General features: G+C 73.0%; 12 protein-coding genes. 5 read left to right on the top strand and 7 right to left on the bottom strand.

All coding sequences use genetic code 11. The features are described from left to right. Positions 1–80 precede the first annotated feature (80 nt). A complete protein-coding gene (locus tag YS110_07575) occupies positions 81–716 on the top strand; it encodes an SCO family protein (protein ID UJB64615.1) in 636 nt (211 codons plus the stop codon). After that, on the top strand, positions 671–1,279 hold the full coding sequence (locus tag YS110_07580) for a hypothetical protein (GenBank protein UJB67391.1): 609 nt from the start codon (positions 671–673) through the stop codon (positions 1,277–1,279). Before YS110_07575 ends, YS110_07580 begins: the two co-directional genes overlap by 46 nt. Before the next feature lie 34 nt (positions 1,280–1,313). Here YS110_07580 and YS110_07585 read toward each other — a convergent pair whose 3' ends face one another. Further along, positions 1,314–3,254 (bottom strand): histidine kinase, encoded by a 1,941-nt coding sequence (locus YS110_07585; protein UJB64616.1) that lies wholly within the window; start codon positions 3,252–3,254, stop codon positions 1,314–1,316. Next, complete coding sequence (locus YS110_07590; protein UJB64617.1) at positions 3,254–3,937, bottom strand: response regulator transcription factor; 684 nt, start codon at positions 3,935–3,937, stop codon at positions 3,254–3,256. The genes YS110_07585 and YS110_07590 overlap by 1 nt, the downstream gene beginning before the upstream one ends. A gap of 291 nt (positions 3,938–4,228) precedes the next feature. Here YS110_07590 and YS110_07595 point away from each other — a divergent pair, with 291 nt between their 5' ends. The 3 genes from YS110_07595 to YS110_07605 all read left to right on the top strand — a co-directional run bounded on the left by YS110_07595 (position 4,229) and on the right by YS110_07605 (position 10,009). After that, positions 4,229–6,007: an IPTL-CTERM sorting domain-containing protein gene (locus YS110_07595; GenBank protein ID UJB64618.1), complete on the top strand. Its 1,779-nt coding sequence runs from the start codon at positions 4,229–4,231 to the stop codon at positions 6,005–6,007. A gap of 64 nt (positions 6,008–6,071) precedes the next feature. Beyond that, positions 6,072–7,889: an alpha/beta fold hydrolase gene (locus tag YS110_07600; GenBank protein UJB64619.1), complete on the top strand. Its 1,818-nt coding sequence runs from the start codon at positions 6,072–6,074 to the stop codon at positions 7,887–7,889. Between the two features lie 56 nt (positions 7,890–7,945). Continuing rightward, positions 7,946–10,009: a hypothetical protein gene (locus tag YS110_07605; GenBank protein ID UJB64620.1), complete on the top strand. Its 2,064-nt coding sequence runs from the start codon at positions 7,946–7,948 to the stop codon at positions 10,007–10,009. 92 nt (positions 10,010–10,101) lie between these two features. Here the strand turns inward: YS110_07605 and YS110_07610 are convergent, their stop codons facing one another. The 5 genes from YS110_07610 to YS110_07630 all read right to left on the bottom strand — a co-directional run bounded on the left by YS110_07610 (position 10,102) and on the right by YS110_07630 (position 15,986). Continuing rightward, positions 10,102–10,923: a shikimate dehydrogenase gene (locus tag YS110_07610; protein UJB64621.1), complete on the bottom strand. Its 822-nt coding sequence runs from the start codon at positions 10,921–10,923 to the stop codon at positions 10,102–10,104. Positions 10,924–10,926: 3 nt separating this feature from the next. Then, positions 10,927–12,384 (bottom strand): NADP-dependent succinate-semialdehyde dehydrogenase, encoded by a 1,458-nt coding sequence (gene gabD, locus YS110_07615; protein UJB64622.1) that lies wholly within the window; start codon positions 12,382–12,384, stop codon positions 10,927–10,929. 13 nt (positions 12,385–12,397) lie between these two features. Then, positions 12,398–13,144 carry an SDR family oxidoreductase gene (locus tag YS110_07620; protein UJB64623.1) on the bottom strand — a complete coding sequence of 249 codons (747 nt, stop codon included), beginning with the start codon at positions 13,142–13,144 and terminating at the stop codon, positions 12,398–12,400. 11 nt (positions 13,145–13,155) lie between these two features. Next, positions 13,156–14,559, bottom strand: coding sequence for a dihydrolipoyl dehydrogenase (lpdA, locus tag YS110_07625; GenBank protein UJB64624.1), 1,404 nt, complete (start codon positions 14,557–14,559; stop codon positions 13,156–13,158). Positions 14,560–14,735: 176 nt separating this feature from the next. Beyond that, positions 14,736–15,986 carry a pyruvate dehydrogenase complex dihydrolipoamide acetyltransferase gene (locus tag YS110_07630; GenBank protein ID UJB64625.1) on the bottom strand — a complete coding sequence of 417 codons (1,251 nt, stop codon included), beginning with the start codon at positions 15,984–15,986 and terminating at the stop codon, positions 14,736–14,738.

Here is a 15,986-nt window from a genome sequence, read left to right on the forward strand (position 1 = left end):
GGCCCTTGCGCGGCTGCCCGCGCTTGGGCCGCGCCGGTTTCATGCGCTGCGGGTGGCGCGCAGCGCCATGGATTACTGAAATGCTGCGCACCGCCCTGCTCAGTACCGTGCTGCTGCTGTGCGGCTGGGCGGCGGCGGCCTGGCTGACGCACGGCTTCCAGGCCTGGACCGACGAAAGCGCGCGCCGCCGCGCGGTGGCGCTGCACCCCGTGGCCGCGCCCGCCGTGCCCGTGCAGGGCCCCGGCGTGGCCGCCGCCACGCTGCCCGCGCTGTTGGCCGAGGGCGGCGGCGTGACCATCGCCGATTTCATCTACACCCGCTGCGAGACGGTGTGCCTGTCGCTGGGCGGCAGCTTCCAGCAGTTGCAGGCGGCGCTGCGGGCCGACGCCCAGGCGGGCGCGGCGCCGGGGGTGCGCCTGCTGTCGATCAGCTTCGACGGCGCGCGCGACGACCCCGCCGCGCTGCGCGCCTACGCCCGCTCGCTGGGCGCCGACCCGGCGCTGTGGCGCTTCGTGCGCGTGCCCGGCGCCGGGCCGCAGCAGGCCCTGCTGCGCCGCCTGGGCGTGGTGGTCGTGCCCAACGGGCGCGGCGACTTCGAGCACAACGCCGCGCTGCTGGTGTTCGACGCACGCGGGCGCATGGTGCGCGTGTTCGACCTGGCCGAGCAGCAATTGGCGCTGGACTACGCGCGCCACCTGGCGCGGGGGCCCCGGTGAAGCCGGGCCTGGCCGGCCTGGCCCTGCTCGCGCTGCTGGCCCTGCCCGGGCCGCGCCAGGCGCTGGAGGCCAGCATGTGGCGCCACATGGTGCTGCAGTTTCCGCTGCTGCTGCTGGCGGGCGCGCTGCTGGCCGCCGCCCTGCCGGCCCGCGCGCGCGGCGCCGTGGCGCGCTGGAACGCCCACGGCATCAGCGGCCTGGTGCTGGCGGGCGTGGTGCTGGCGGTGCTGATGGTGCCGCGCGCGCTCGACCTGGCGCTGCGCGACGCGGGCGTGGAGCTGGCCAAGCACGCCGCGCTGCTGCTCGCGGGCGCGGCGCTGCGGCTGTCGTGGCGCCCGGCGGGGCGGGTGGTGCAGGGCTTCTTCCTGGGCAACGTGCTGCCGATGACGGCGGTGGCCGGCCAGCTCTACCGCGACGCCCCGCTGCGCCTGTGCAACGCCTACCTGCTGGACGACCAGGCGCGCCTGGGCGGCTGGCTGACCGGCCTGGCCGCGCTGGCGGCGCTGGGCTGGCTCGGGCGCGTGGCGTGGCAGCTCACGCGGCCGGAGCCCGGCGGCCCCTGAGCGCCCGCACCCTGACAGGCTTCCTGCTTCTCTTTCAGTAGCTGCTCGCGCTTTGCTGGAAAGGGCTGGCGCCTGATTCGGCATGTTCACTCCCGGGCCTGCCCGGCAGCATGCGCAGCACCACACTCACCGCCGTGCCCCCCGCGCTGGACGCCACCTGGAACACCGCGCCCATGCGCTCGGCGCGCGCCGCCATGCTGCGCATGCCCACCGACAGGCCCGCGCGCTGCACGGCGTCCACGTCGAAGCCCCGACCGTCATCCTCGACGCGCACCACGAACACCCCGGGCAGCGGCAACGCGCACTCCACGCACACGCGCCGCGCCTGGCTGTGCTTGATGACGTTGGACAGCGCCTCCTCCACCAGCCGCGTCAGCAGCAGGCACTGCAGCGCGCTCGGGCAGCCGCCCTCCTCCACCGGGCCCCGCCACTGCGCGGCGATGCGCCATTCGCTGGCCACGCCCATCTCGTCGAGGATGCGCGTGACGCGGTGGCGCAGCGGCGCGGCCCACTGCACCGGCGTCGCGGGCACGGTGGCGCCCGCGCTCGATCCGTGGTCGATCACCTGGCGCAGGTCGTCGCGCAGCGTCTTGAGCAGCGACAGCACGCGCTCACCGGGCAACTGCCCGCCCGCCTGCTCCAGCAGCGCCATGCCGCGCACCAGGCTGCCGCCCAGGCCGTCGTGCAGGTCGTGCGCGATCTGCATGCGCTCCTGCAGCTTGGCGTTGTCCAGCGCCTGCGCATGCTCGCGCGCCACGGCGTGGGCCAGTTCGGCGCGCGCCTCGGCCACGCGCGCCTCCAGTTCGCGCTGGAAGCGCTCGGCGCTGCGCATCTGCTGCGCCAGCTGGCCGCCCAGCAGCAGCATGACCAGCACGATGGTGGCAATGCCGCTGAGCGCCGCCCAGTTGCGCGCCACGTGCCACACGTCCGGCACCAGGCCCAGCGTGAACAGCGCCACCGCCACGAGCACCAGCCAGCACAGCGCCAGCAGCCGCTGCGCCACGCCGCGCCCCGGCCGCCACGCATGCCACTGGAATTGCAGCCCGTTGAGCAGGAACACCGCCATGGCGCCGCGCCAGATGGCAGCGAACCAGGCACTCTCGGCGCCCTGCGGCGCCCACCACGCCGCCGCCGCACCCAGAGCCGCCAGCAGCCACAGCGCGCGCTCGGCCCACGGCAGGCGCTGCGCGCCGAAGCGGAAGGTGAACAGGCAGGCGCACAGCACGTAGCCCACCAGCGCCACCAGGCTGGCGCGCGCGCGGTCCAGCGAATCGGCGAAAGGCCAGGGCGTGTCGGCCAGGTAGGTGCTCAGGTAGGCCAGCCAGCACAGCGACATGAGGGCGAACCAGCCATAGGCCCGCTCCTGCCGCCGCAGGCCCCACACCAGCAGGAACAGCGCCGCCGCCATGCCGGCGAGCACGGCGTTGACGAAGTACACCGTGCGCTGGCGCCACTGGGCCTGCTCCTGCGCGCGCGCCACGTCCGCCGCATCGCCCAGGCGCAGTGTGCCCACCAGGCCGGACGACAGCGCGGCCACGCTCACCACGCGCACCCACACGGTGTTGCTGCCCGCGCGCAGGGTGGACGCCGGCAGCAGCCACCAGCGCGGCACGTTCCAGCTGCGCGAGAGCGGCTCGGCCAGCGAGGCGTCGCGCCACAGCAGGTCCTCGTTGATGAACACCTCGCCCGCGCTGCCGATGCCGTCGATGCCCAGGCCCAGGGCGGCAGGCGCGCAGTCCGCGCGCTCCCAGTCGATGCGGTACCAGACCGTTCCGCTGTAGCCGGGCCAGCGGCGCCCCCACCTGTCGGGCAGCGTGACGCGCTCCCACCCCTGCACCGGCCGGGCGCCATCGGCCGAGCGCGCGGCCTGCGCCGACACGATGCGCGGCGCGCAGGCCACGGCCTCCATCCCGTCGGCCCATGCCGCGGGCCACGCCAGCAGCCACAGCGCCAGCCACAACCCCAGCCGCCGCATCAGCCCAGCCACCCGCGCGTGCGCGCCGCGCTCACCGCGCCCATGCGCGACGATACGGCCAGCTTGCGGTAGATGCGCTTGACGTGGCTTTCCACCGTGTAGCGCGACAGGAAAAGCTGCTCGGCGATCTCGCGGTTCGAGAGGCCATCGGCCACCAGCCGCAGGATCTCGCCCTCGCGCTCGCTCAGCGCCTCGGCCGGGGCCGCGCCCGCCGCCGCGGGCGCAGGCGCCGGCAGCAGTTGCAGAATGCGCCGCGCAATGAACGGGTCGATTGGCGCGCCGCCGCGCAGCACGCTGCGGATGGAGAGCTGTACCTCCACGTCGTCGCGCTCCTTGAGCACGTAGCCCGTGGCCCCGGCGCGCAGCGCGCCCAGAATCGCGTCCTCCGAACTCCAGGCCGACACCACCAGGATGCCCAGGCCAGGGTCGTCGGCGCGCAGCTGCGCGATCAGATCGCACCCGTTGCCGTCGGGCAGTTGTAAATCCACCAGCGCCAGCGCCACGGGCTGCTGCGCCAGGCCGGCGCGCGCCTCGGCCAGCGTGGCCGCGAACAGCAGCGCGTCCGGCGCGTAGCCCAGCGCCAGCAGCACGCCGCGCAAACGCTGCTGCAGCAGCGGCTCGTCTTCCACCACCAGCACGGGCGCGGGCAGTACGGATTCGGGGGCAGGAAGGGCAACGGTCATGGCATGGCGGCGTCGGCAACGGGGAGTGCAAGGCAGGCGCCATCCTAGGCCACCCCGGCCCGGCGGCATATCCCTGAAATTGGGTAATTTGCGCCGGCCCGCGCCGTGGCGGCGGTACTGAGGCAGGCGCGCCGCCACGGCGCCCCACCCCCTCAAATTACCCAATTTCAGGGATACCGCAACACGCCACGAATCCCTACGATGCCTCCCCACACGCACCTGGTTCAACGGTGTTTCCGCCCCCAGCGCCCACCAGAAAAGCGCCAGCAGCTATCAAAAAAAGAGTAACCCATGCAGCCCACCACGCCCCTCGCCTTGACCCTGGCCCTGGCCCTGGCCGCGCCGCTGCTGGCGCAGGCCCAGCCCTTCATGCCCGTGGCGGGCGACGACAGCATCCTCGTCAACGGCAACTCCAGCCCCCAGGCCACGCACGAGATGTGGCAACGCTGCGCCGAAGGCCAGCAGTGGAGCGGCGGCACCTGCACCGGCACGGCCACGCTCTATACCGCCAGCCAGCTTGCCGCCGCCATCGCTGCCGCCAATGCCGAGAACGGCGGCGCCGGGCGCAACGGCTACAACGACTGGCGCAGGCCCGGCTACAGCGAACTGGCCGCCCTGCACAACCCCGGCGCCGGCGGCGCGCCCTACACCTACGCGACGGATTTCCCCAACACCCCTGCCAGCGTGTTCTGGGCGGTGGACCTGATCCCGGGGATGGTCAGTTTTGCCGTGGACTTCGGCAGCAGCAATGCCAGCGCCACCATCGTCGCCCCCGGCGGCAACCCACTGCGGCTGGTGCGCGGCGGCAGCGGCTACCACGCCACCGCCACGGCGCAGCCGCCCGAGGCCTTTTCCGCCCTGGCGCCCGCCGAGCGGCGCCACCTGCCCCAGGCCACCGGCACCACCTTCACCGTCACGCCCCGCCCCGGCTGGCAGGTGGACAGCGCCAGCACCAGCACGACCGACGGCAGTTGCCAACCCATCGTGGACAAGAGCGGGCTGACCGACCGCAACACCGTCACCGTCCTCAACATGCAAAGCGACTGCGCCATCGCCATCACGCTGGCGCGCATCCCCGGCGTATGGCGGGTGGGCGTGCAGCAGCCGCCCGCCGCGCAAGGCCGCATCGACTGCCCGGCCACCGTCAGCAGCGCCGCGCCCGCCACCTGCACCGCCCAGCCGGAGCCCGGCTACGTGCTCGCGGCCTGGGGCGACGACTGCGCTGGCGCCAGCGGCAGCACCTGCACGCTGGCGAGCCCCGGGCGCGACGCCATGGTGTCGGCCCGCTTCATGGCCAGCACCGCGCTGGCGCTGGCCGCCAGCCCCGCCAGCCCAAGCGCGGCAGGCGTGCCCGTGACCTTCACCGCCACGCTCTCCGGCGCGGCCAGCCCCACGGGCGCCGTCACCTTCAAGGACGGCACCGCCACCCTGTGCACCGTGCCCGCCGCGCCGTACACCTGCACCGCCACGCCGCTGACGGGGGCACACGGCGTTACCGCCAGCTACGCGGGCGACGCCGGCCACGCCGCCGCCTCGGCCGCGCTGGCACACCAGGTGGACGCCGCCGCCTTCCCCGTCTCGGGCGGCACGGCCACGGTCAGCGTCGCCGGCCCGGCGGGCTGCACGTTCGCCCGCCTGGCGCTGGACAACGCCACCCCGGCCGACGGCCTGCCGGCCCGCGCCACCGCCCCGCTGGGCGTGCTGCGCTTTGCCGCCACCGGCTGCACGGGCGCCACGCTGCAGGTGCAGGTGCGCTACCCCACGGGCAGCCTGGCGGGCCTGGCGCCGCACAAGCACGGCCCGCACGGCGGGCAGACGGGCTGGTTCGCCCACGGCGCGGCCAGCGGCGACACGGTGGCCTACACCGTGGCCGACAACGGCGACGGCGACAACGACCCCGCCCCCGGCGTGATCGCCGACCCCTTCGCCCCGCTGCTGCTGGGCGCCGCGCCCCCCGCCGGGGCACAGGCCATTCCCACGCTGTCGCAGTGGGGCGTGCTGCTGCTGTCGCTGCCCGTGGGGCTGCTGGGCTGGCGGCGATCACGTGCCAAAACGACCCGCAACGCTTGATGGACAAGCGCCAGCAGCTATCAAAACAGGAGTTTTCATGCACCACGCCACCGGAGAACGCACCATGCCCACATCGACTTCCCCCGCCAGCCGCCGCGCCACCCGGCTGGCCGCCGCCGTGGCCCTGGCAGCCAGCCTGGCCGCCTGCGGCGGCAGCAGCAGCGATAGCCCGCCCGACCCGCTGCAGAAGTACCGCACGCAGGCCGTGCAATGGGCGGAATGCGACGCCACCATCATCGGCCCGCGCAGCCCCAAGCTCGACGCACTGTGGGCGCTGGCGGGCGAGCGGCTGCGCTGCGCCCAGGTGAGCGCGCCGCTCGACTGGGCCGACCCCGGACGCGGCGACATCACCCTGGCGGTGATGCGCCTGGCGGCGGGCACGCCGCCCAAGCGGCGCGGCGCCCTGCTGTTCAACCCCGGCGGGCCGGGCGGCGACGGGCTGGGCAATGCCCTCACGCTGCTGGGCGCCTTCGCCCTGAGCGACCCCGGCAGCCCGCAGGGCGCGCAGCAACTGCGCCTGCTCGCCGAGTACGACATGGTGGGTTTCTCGCCGCGCGGCTTGGGCGCCAGCACGCGGCTGCACTGCGCCACCAACGAGCTGGAGCGCTTCGTGGACTACAGCCCGGCGGGGTGGGACACGCCCGCGAACCTCGCCAACGCCCACTACAACGGCCGCAAGACGGCCGAGGCGTGCGGGAAAAACCCCCTCACCCCCTACATCAACACCGACGCCACGGCGCGCGACATGGACTTGCTGCGCGGCCTGCTCGGGGACGGCAAGCTCAACTACCTGGGCTACTCCTACGGCACCTGGCTGGGCGCCTGGTACGCCAGCCTGTTCCCCGAGAAAGTCGGGCGCATGGTGCTCGACAGCGCGCTGGACTTCGGCACCACCATCGAAAAATCGCTGCTGCACTCGCAGCCCCCCGCGCGCCAGCGCCTGTTCGACGAGGTGATGGTGCCCTACGCCGTGCGGCACCCAAACTTCTTCCGCCTGGGCGCGACCGGGGACGAAGTGCGCGCCGTGATGCCGCGCCTGCACCCGCGCGTGCAGGCCGTGCTGGCCGAATCCCTGAGCGGCCTGGGCTACAACCGCGCGGACGCCATGGCCTACCTCGGCCACATCGCGGCGGCCCGGGGACTGGATGCGGCGCTGCAAAGCGTGCCCGATGCGGCCGACGCCAGCGCGGTCCGCAACGCGCTGGCGCAGCAGGTCTTCGACCCCGACAGCAGCCAGCACGACGCGCTGCTGCACAAGGCCGCATGGACGCTCTACGGCAGGTACCGCACAACCTGGCTGGCGCCCGAGGCGCACAGCATCCAGGTGGACGGCGCGGCCGGCGTCGCCATCCGCTGCAACGACACGCCCGCCATCACCGACCTGGCGCAATGGACCGCCACGGTGCGCGGCGCGGCGCAGCAGGCGCCCATGTACTTCGGCGGCCTGCTGGCGCTGAACGCCTGCGCCTTCTGGGGCGGCCCCTCGGTCCACAAGCCCAGCCCGGCGGCCATGCAACAGTTGCCGGTGCTGTTCGTGCAGACGCAGTACGACGCAGCCACCAACACCGACGGCGCCAACACCTTCTTCGCCCAGTTGCCCGGCGCCCGCCGCGTGTACGTCACGGGCGATTTCCAGCACGGCGTCTATCCCTACGCCGATGGCTGCGTCGATCCGCAGGTGACGGCCTACCTGCTGGGCGAGGCGCCCGCGCAGCGCGAAACCGTGTGCCCCGGCAAGCCGCTGGAAGGAGAAGACCAGGCCGCTGCGCAGAAGGCGCAGCCAGCGGACGGCGCGCCGCCGGTCTACACCGACCCCGAAAAGGCGCGCGCGCTGATCGACGAGTTCAAGCGCAGCCTGGTGCCCCCCAGCCTGCGGCCCTGAGCCGCATGGGTTCTTTCCTTCACGCGCCCATCCACCCCACCACTGAGAGGACTTTCATGCCCCCCATTTCACGCCGCCACATGCTCGGCACTGCCGCCGCCCTGCTCGCCGGAGGGCTCGCCGCCTGCGGCGGCAGCGGCGGCGGCGCCAGCCCGGCCCGCACCACGCTGCTCGTCTACCTGCTGGGCTCCAACCTGGAGAGCATGGGCAACGCGGGCACCGGCAACCTGCAGGAAATGCTGGCCGCGCAAGGCTCGGCGTACACCCGCGTCATCATCACCACGGGCGGCGCCGACAAGCGCGACCCGGGCGGCCTGGTGCCGAGCTGGAAGACGGTCAAGCGCTTCGAGCTGGCCAATGGCACATTGAAAGAGCTGGCGGACCTGGGCGCACAGGACATGGATTCCGGCGACACGCTGCAGGACTTCCTGATCTGGGGCACGCGCGCCTACCCCGCCGAGCGCACCATGCTGGCGCTGTGGGACCACGGCAGCGGCTACTACGGCTATGGCGGCGACGAGAACCATCCGGGCGAAGGCAAGATGATGCCGCTGCCCGCCATGGCAGGGGCCCTGCAGGGCTTCAAGGCCGCCACGGGCATCACGCTGGACTACATCGGCTTCGACGCCTGCCTGATGGCCACGCTGGAAGTGGCCAAGGCGGTCCAGCCCTATGCCCGCTACCTGGGCGCATCGCAGGAGCTGGAGCCGGGCTCGGGCTGGGACTGGAAGAGCGTGATCGAAACCGCGGCGCGCCAGCCCGCACCGGGCCTGCCGGAATTCGGCCAGATCGTGGCCACGGCCTTCCACGACAAGCAGCTGCGCGAGCGCCCCGGGGACAGCCCGATCCCGCCGCTGTCGGACTACGTGACCTTCAGCATCATCGACCTCGCGCGCATCGGGCCGCTGCTGGAGCGGCTGGAGCAGTGGGCGCGCGCCGTGCACGCCCACTACGACAGCGGCGCCAAGCGCGCGCATGCGGGCGGCGGCGTGTTCTGGCCGCCCACGTTCGCCGCGGTGCTGCCGCGGGCCAAGGCCCTGCCCGGCACCCGGCTCGCCGAGGGCGATGCCGCCATCGAGCGCTGGAAGCAGGTCGCCATGGCGCGCGTGCGCACCACCACCTTCGGCTACGAGCCGGATGCCAAGGACGCCCTCGACCTGGTGGACCTGCGCCAGTTCGCCGCGCTGCTCGGCGCCGACGGCATCGCCACCGGCCCCCAGGCGGCACTGAACCAGGCCTTGCAGGACGCCATCGTCTTCAACATCACCGGCCCCCAGGCACGCAACGCCAGCGGCCTGAGCATCTACTTCCCCCTGCGCACGCGCAGCGCGCGCCAGCGCAGCGTGTACCAGGCGCTGGGCATGCCCGCCGGGTACATGGGCCTGGTCGAGCGCCACACGCGCCAGGCGGAGCAAGCGCCCTCGGCCATCCACGTCGCGCCGCTGCAAGTCCGGGGCGACACCATCTTCGGCGACATCACCTCCCTGTATGGCGTGCAGCTTGCCGACCTGCTGCAGGTGCAGCCGGCGGGCGCCGGCGTGGTCAAGATCACCGGCAGCACGCCCTTCGCCTCGGCCGAGATCGTCGAAGGCTACGGCCAGTTGCTCTACGACACGCAGCGCTGGCTGCAGCTCGGCGGCCAGCCCCTGCTGCTCCATACCCTGTCGATCGAAATCAGCGAGGGCGGCAGCCTCAACGCGGCCCTGTACGGCGCGCCGGTGCGCCTGAAAAGTGCCCGAACCGCTGAAACGCGCATCGTGCTGCTGTTGCTGAACTACAAGCTGGACCCGGCGACCCTGCGCATGGCCGGTGAAATCATCGGCGCACGGGACATCGACTTCGCCGACCCCAGCGCCCCGCCCGACCGCGTGGACCGCGACATCTACGCGGGCGACACCGTGGAGCCCCTCCATATCCTCTACGACGTGGAGAAGAACGCCCCCGTGGAAGCCCCGGGCGGCGGCATCGCCCACGCATTCGGCCCGCCCGTGACCATGGCGCTCGACTCCGCCCTGCGCCCCGCGCCGCTGGCCGCCGGCGCCCACACGCTGATGTTGTCGGTCACCGACCTGGCTGGCGCTGTCGGGCTCTCGCTGCCGCTGGCTTTCACCAAGCGCTAACGCCGTGCGGAGCGACTGGATCGCTCCTCTTTCAATAGCTTCCAGCGCTTGCTGCACAAGCGCTGGAGCCCATTTTCATTGAAAACCCCGCGTCAGCCGAACAGGCGCGGCACGTTGCCCGGCGCAATGGCCAGGCCGAAGAAGCGGGCGATTTCCACCATCTGCCCGTACAGCATGCCGTGCCCCGGGTGGGCCGTGGCGCCGCGTGCGCGCGCGGCGGCGAGCAAGGCGGTGTCGCGCATCACGGCCTCGCACACCAGGGTGCCGGGCTGCAGGGTCTCGGTGGGCAGCGGCGCCGGGTCGCCGTCGTGCAGGCCCAGGGCGGTGGCGTTGATGACCACGTCGAAGCCCGTGGCGTCGGCCGTGCCGGTGCGCACGTCCACGCCCGGCAGCGCCGGGGCCAGGCGCTGCACGGCCTCCTCGGCGCGCGCCATGGAGCGGTTGCTCAACACCAGCGCGGCCGGCCGCTCGCGCCCCACGGCGTAGGCGATGGCCTTGCCCGCGCCGCCTGCGCCCAGCAGCAGCACGCGCTGGCCCGCCAGGGTGTGCCCGCGCTCCTTCAGCCCGGCGACGAAGCCGTCGCCGTCGAGGTTGCCGCCCACCCAGTGGCCCCGCGCGGCATCCCAGCGCAGCACGTTGGCGGCGCCCACCAGGCGCGCCGCCGGGGTCAGTTCACCGCAATGCGCGGTCACGGCCTCCTTGTGCGGGATGGTGACGACCAGCCCGGCCAGGTTCTGGCAGCCGGCCAGCCCCGCCAGCAGCTGCGGCAGGTGCGCGGGCGCCGCGTGCAGCGGCACGCACACGGCGTTCAGCCCCTGCTGGGCGGCGGCGGCGTTGAAGAGCTGCGGCGTGCGCACGTGGGCGATGGGGTCGGCCACGATGCCGACCAGCCGGGTCTTGCCGTCGATCTGCATCGCTCAGATCCCCGCCATGTTGATGTACTTGACGACCAGATAGTCCTCGATGCCGTAGTGCGAACCCTCGCGCCCCACGCCCGACTGCTTGACGCCGCCGAACGGCGCCACCTCGTTGGAGATGAGGCCGGTGTTCACGCCCACCATGCCGTACTCCAGCCGCTCGGCCACGCGCCAGACGCGGCCCAGGTCGCGCGCGTAGAAGTAGCTGGCCAGGCCGAACTCGGTGTCGTTGGCCATGGCCACGACTTCGTCCTCGGTCTCGAAGCGGAACAGCGGGGCCAGCGGGCCGAAGGTTTCCTCCCGCGCCACGGCCATGTCCTGCGTCACGCCGGCGAGCACGGTGGGCTCGAAGAACGACTGCCCCAGCGCATGCGGCTTGCCGCCCGCGAGCACGCGCGCGCCCTTGGCCACGGCGTCGGCAATGTGCTCCTGCACCTTGGCCACGGCCTTGGCGTCGATCAGCGGGCCGATGCGGACGCCGTCCTGCAGGCCGTCGCCCACCGGCATGGCCTGCACCGCGGCCACCAGCTTCTGCGCGAACGCGTCGTACACCTTGGCGTGCACGTACAGGCGGTTGGCGCACACGCAGGTCTGGCCCGCGTTGCGGTACTTGGAGACCAGCGCGCCCTCGACGGCGGCGTCCAGGTCCGCGTCCTCGAACACGATGAAGGGCGCGTTGCCGCCCAGCTCCATCGACACCTTCTTGATGGTGGCGGCGCTTTGCTGCATCAGCGTGCGGCCGACCTCGGTGGAGCCCGTGAAGGTGAGCTTGCGCACCAGCGGGTTCGTGGCCAGCTCGGTGCCGATCTCGCCGGCCGCGCCCGTCACCACCGACAGCACGCCCGCCGGAATGCCCGCGCGCTCGGCCAGCACGGCCAGCGCCAGCGCGGTGAGCGGCGTCTGCGAGGCCGGCTTGACCACCATGGTGCAGCCCGCCGCCAGCGCCGGGCCGGCCTTGCGCGTGATCATCGCGGCCGGGAAGTTCCACGGCGTGATGGCTGCGCACACGCCGATGGGCTCCTTGGTGACGACGATGCGCTGGCTGCCCAGGGGCGCCGGAATGGTGTCGCCATAGACGCGCTTGCCTTCCTCGGAGAACCACTCGATGAACGAGGCGGCGTAGGCGATCTCGCCGCGCGCCTCGGCCAGGGGCTTGCCCTGCTCGGTGGTCATGATGCGCGCCAGGTCTTCCTGGTTCGCCAGGATCAGCTCGTACCAGCGGCGCAGCAGCGCCGCGCGCTCCTTGGCGGTGCGCGCGCGCCAGGCGGGCCAGGCGCGGTTCGCCGCCTCGATGGCCTGGCGCGCCTGCGCGGCGCCGAAGCGCGGCACGGTGGCGATGTGCGCGCCCGTGGCCGGGTTGGTGACGGCGATGGTCTGCCCGGAATCCACCGCGCCCACCCATTGGCCGTCGATCAGGCACTGCGTGCGCAGCAGCGAAGCATCTTGCAAATTCAGCATGTCGTTGACTCCTTCAGCCTGCGATGTAGAGGCCGCCGTTGACGTGGATGACCTCGCCCGTGATGAAGCTCGCCGCGCTGCTGCACAGGAAGCCGATCACGCTGGCGATCTCGCCGGGCTGGCCCAGGCGCTTGAGGGGCGTCTGCTCCACCGACTCCTGGCCGCGCCGCGCGATGAGGTCATTGGTCATGGGCGTGGCGATGACGCCGGGCGACACGGCGTTGACCCGCGTCTTCGGGCCCAGCTCGCGCGCCAGCGAGCGGGTCAGGCTCATGAGCCCGCCCTTGGACGCGCTGTAGTGCGCGTTGTAGAACGCACCGCGGTGGCCCGCCATGGAAGTCAGGTTGACGATGGCGCTGCCGCCCTGCAGGTGCGGGATGGCGCGGCGCGTGAGGTAGAACACGCCGTCGAGGTTGATGGAAATCGTCTGGCGCCACTGCGCGTCGGTCATCTCCTGCACCGGCTGCGCCAGGTACAGCCCGGCCGAGGGCACGAGGTGGTCGATGCCGCCGAAGCGCGCCTGCGCCACGTCCACGGCCTTTTGCGCGTCATCGGGGTTGGCGGCGTCCATGCGCAGCACGGCCACGCGCCGGGCCACATCGCCGCCCAGCCCGTGGGCGAAGGCCTCCAGGCCCGCGTGGTCCAGGTCGGCCAGCACCAGGTTGGCGCCATGGGCGTAGAAAAGCGCCGCCACGGCGCGGCCGATGCCGCCGTTGGCGCCGGTGAGCAGCAGCGTCTTGTCCTGAAAGTCGTACATCAAAAGTCTCCTGGTCAGATATGCAGGGCCCGGCCATAGGCCGCCAGCACGGCCTCGTGCATGGACTCGGACACCGTGGGGTGCGGCACGATGGTGGCCATGAGCTCGGCCTCGGTGGTCTCCAGGCTCTGCGCGATGGCGAAGCCCTGGATCATCTCGGTCACCTCCTCGCCCACCATGTGCGCGCCCAGCAGCTCGCCGCTGGCGGCATCGAACACCACCTTGGCGAAGCCCTTGGTCTCGCCCATGGCGATGGCCTTGCCGTTGGCGGAGAAGGGGAACTTGCCCACCTTGACGGCGCGCCCCGCCGCCCGGGCCTGCGCCTCGGTCCAGCCCACGCTGGCCACCTGCGGGTGGCTGTAGGTGCAGGCCGGCACGCGGCGCGGGTCCAGCGCGTGCGGGTGCAGGCCGGCGATGTGCTCCACGCACAGCACGCCCTCGTGGCTGGCCTTGTGCGCCAGCCACGGCGGCCCGGCCACGTCGCCGATGGCGTACACGCCGGGCTCGGCCGTGCGGCACTGCGCATCGGTGACGATGTGGGTCTTCTCCACCTGCACGCGGGTCTTGTCCAGGCCCAGGTCTTCCACGTTGCCGACGATGCCGGCGGCCACCAGCACCACGTCGGCCTGCGCCTGCAGCGCGCTGCCGCCGCCCTGCGGGCGCAGCGTGAGCTGCCACGCGCCATCCACGCGCGTGGCCTGCTCCAGCGCCACCTGGGTGTGCACCTGGATGCCGTCTTTCTGCAGGCTGGCGGCCACCTGGGCGGAAATTTCTTCGTCCTCCAGCGGCAGCACGCGCGGCGCCATCTCGACCACCGTGACCTCGGCCCCCACGGCGCGGTAGAAGCTGGCGAACTCGATGCCGATGGCCCCGGCGCCCACGATCAGCAGGCGCTTGGGGCAGGCGGGCGGCGTGAGCGCCTCGCGGTAGGTCCACACGCTCTGGCCGTCGGCGGGCAGCTGCGGCAGCTGGCGCGCCCGTGCGCCCGTGGCCAGCACGGTGTGCGCGGCGCGCAGCACCTGCGCGCCACCGCCCTCGCCCGTGACGGCGACCGCGCCGCCGCCCTGCAGGCGCGCATGGCCAGTGAAGACCTTGACGCCATTCTTTTTCAGTAGGCCGGTGACGCCCTTGTTGAGCTGCGCCGCCACGGCGCGCGAGCGCGCCACCATGGCGGGCAGGTCGGCCTCGGGCGGCTGCGCCTTGACGCCGAACTGCGCCGCGCCGCGCACCATGCGCAGGACGTCGGCCGAGCGCAGCAGCGCCTTGGTGGGAATGCAGCCCCAGTTCAGGCAGACGCCACCCAGTTGGGCTTTCTCCACCAGCGCGGTTTTCATGCCCAGTTGCGCGGCGCGGATGGCGGCCACGTAGCCGCCCGGCCCGCCGCCGATGACCAGCAGATCGAAAGTGTGCTCAGACATTTCTGTATTCCATGGCGCTATGCGCCGCTTGCGTCGTACGAAACCGGCGCGGCCCATGCGCGGGCCACCGCGCAAGGGCCGCCCCGCCGCGCTGGTGGCGTCCCCCTGCCCGCATGGCGCAGCCATGCGAGAGCGGGGGGAAGCCGCGTAGCGGCTCAGGGGGGTGTTGTTTCATCTCAGATCAGCATGGACAGGGGCGCCTCGATGGCGCGCTGGAACGCGGCCAGCCACTGCGCGGCCAGGGCGCCGTCGATGGCGCGGTGGTCCACCGACAGCGTGCAGGCCATTACCGTGCCCACCTTGAGTTCGCCGTTTTCGACCACCGGCTTGTGCTGCGACGCGCCCACCGCCAGGATGGCGGCCTGTGGCGGGTTGATGATGGCCGAGAACGCGCCCACGCCGTGCATGCCCAGGTTGCTCACGCTGAACGAGCCGCCCTGGTATTCCTCGGGGCGCAGTTGGCCGGCGCGGGCGCGCGCGGCCAGGTCGGCGATCTCGGCGCTGATCTGCGACAGCGTCTTGCGGTCGGCCGCGCGCACGATGGGCGTGATGAGGCCGGTGTCGGTGGACACGGCCACGGCCACGTCGGCCTGCGCGTACTGGCGCATGGCGGTCTCGGTCCAGCCCACGTTGGCCTGCGGCACCTCGCGCAGGGCCACGGCCACGGCGCGCACGATGAAGTCGTTGACCGAGATCTTGCGGCTCGCGGCCGCGTTGATCTCGGCGCGCAGCGCCAGCAGGCGCTCCATGCGGCACTCCACCGTGAGGTAGAAGTGCGGGATGGTGGACTTGCTCTCCGCCAGGCGCCGGGCGATGGTGCGGCGCATGCTGGAGTGCGGCACCTCGGTGAAGGCGCTGGCGCCGGAGCCCGCCGGCGCGGCGGCCGGGGCCGCAGCCACCGGCGCGGGGGCCGGTGCGACGGCCTGGGCGCGCTCCACGTCGATCCTGACGATGCGCCCCCCGGGGCCGCTGCCCTGCAGCCGGGACAGGTCCACGCCGCGCTGGGCCGCCAGGCGGCGCGCCAGCGGGCTGGCGCGCAGGCGGCCGCCACCGGCCGGGGCCGCCGCAGGGGCCGCAGCGGCCGCTGGGGCAGGCGTGCCGGAGACGGCGGGCGCCGCCCCGGCAGCGGGCGCGGCGGCCACGCCCCCCGCGGCCTGCAGCAAGGCCTGCACATCGGCAGCCGCCTCGCCCGCAGCCAGCAGCACGGCAATGGGCGCGCCCACTTCCACCTCCTGGCCTGCCTGCACCAGCCACTGGCCCATCACGGCCGCGCTGTCGGCGCTGATCTCGACGATGGCCTTGTCGGTCTCCACTTCGGCCAGGCAGTCGCCCACGGCGATCAGCTCGCCCTCCTTCTTCGACCACGCGGCCAGGGTGGCGTGGGTGGCGTTGGCCGCCACCTCGGGCATTCGCAGCAAAGTCGCCAT

The sequence above is a fragment of the Acidovorax sp. YS12 genome (assembly GCA_021496925.1).
Classification (GTDB): Bacteria; Pseudomonadota; Gammaproteobacteria; order Burkholderiales; family Burkholderiaceae_C; genus Paenacidovorax.

Excerpts from the sequence above, each read along its gene's own strand:
- YS110_07630 (UJB64625.1), bottom strand. The coding sequence starts at position 15,986 with ATGGCGACTTTGCTGCGAATGCCCGAGGTGGCGGCCAACGCCACCCAC.
- YS110_07605 (UJB64620.1), top strand. The coding sequence starts at position 7,946 with ATGCCCCCCATTTCACGCCGCCACATGCTCGGCACTGCCGCCGCCCTG.
- YS110_07590 (UJB64617.1), bottom strand. The coding sequence starts at position 3,937 with ATGACCGTTGCCCTTCCTGCCCCCGAATCCGTACTGCCCGCGCCCGTG.
- YS110_07595 (UJB64618.1), top strand. The coding sequence starts at position 4,229 with ATGCAGCCCACCACGCCCCTCGCCTTGACCCTGGCCCTGGCCCTGGCC.
- gabD (UJB64622.1), bottom strand. The coding sequence starts at position 12,384 with ATGCTGAATTTGCAAGATGCTTCGCTGCTGCGCACGCAGTGCCTGATC.
- YS110_07610 (UJB64621.1), bottom strand. The coding sequence starts at position 10,923 with ATGCAGATCGACGGCAAGACCCGGCTGGTCGGCATCGTGGCCGACCCC.
- YS110_07585 (UJB64616.1), bottom strand. The coding sequence starts at position 3,254 with ATGCGGCGGCTGGGGTTGTGGCTGGCGCTGTGGCTGCTGGCGTGGCCC.
- YS110_07600 (UJB64619.1), top strand. The coding sequence starts at position 6,072 with ATGCCCACATCGACTTCCCCCGCCAGCCGCCGCGCCACCCGGCTGGCC.
- YS110_07575 (UJB64615.1), top strand. The coding sequence starts at position 81 with ATGCTGCGCACCGCCCTGCTCAGTACCGTGCTGCTGCTGTGCGGCTGG.
- lpdA (UJB64624.1), bottom strand. The coding sequence starts at position 14,559 with ATGTCTGAGCACACTTTCGATCTGCTGGTCATCGGCGGCGGGCCGGGC.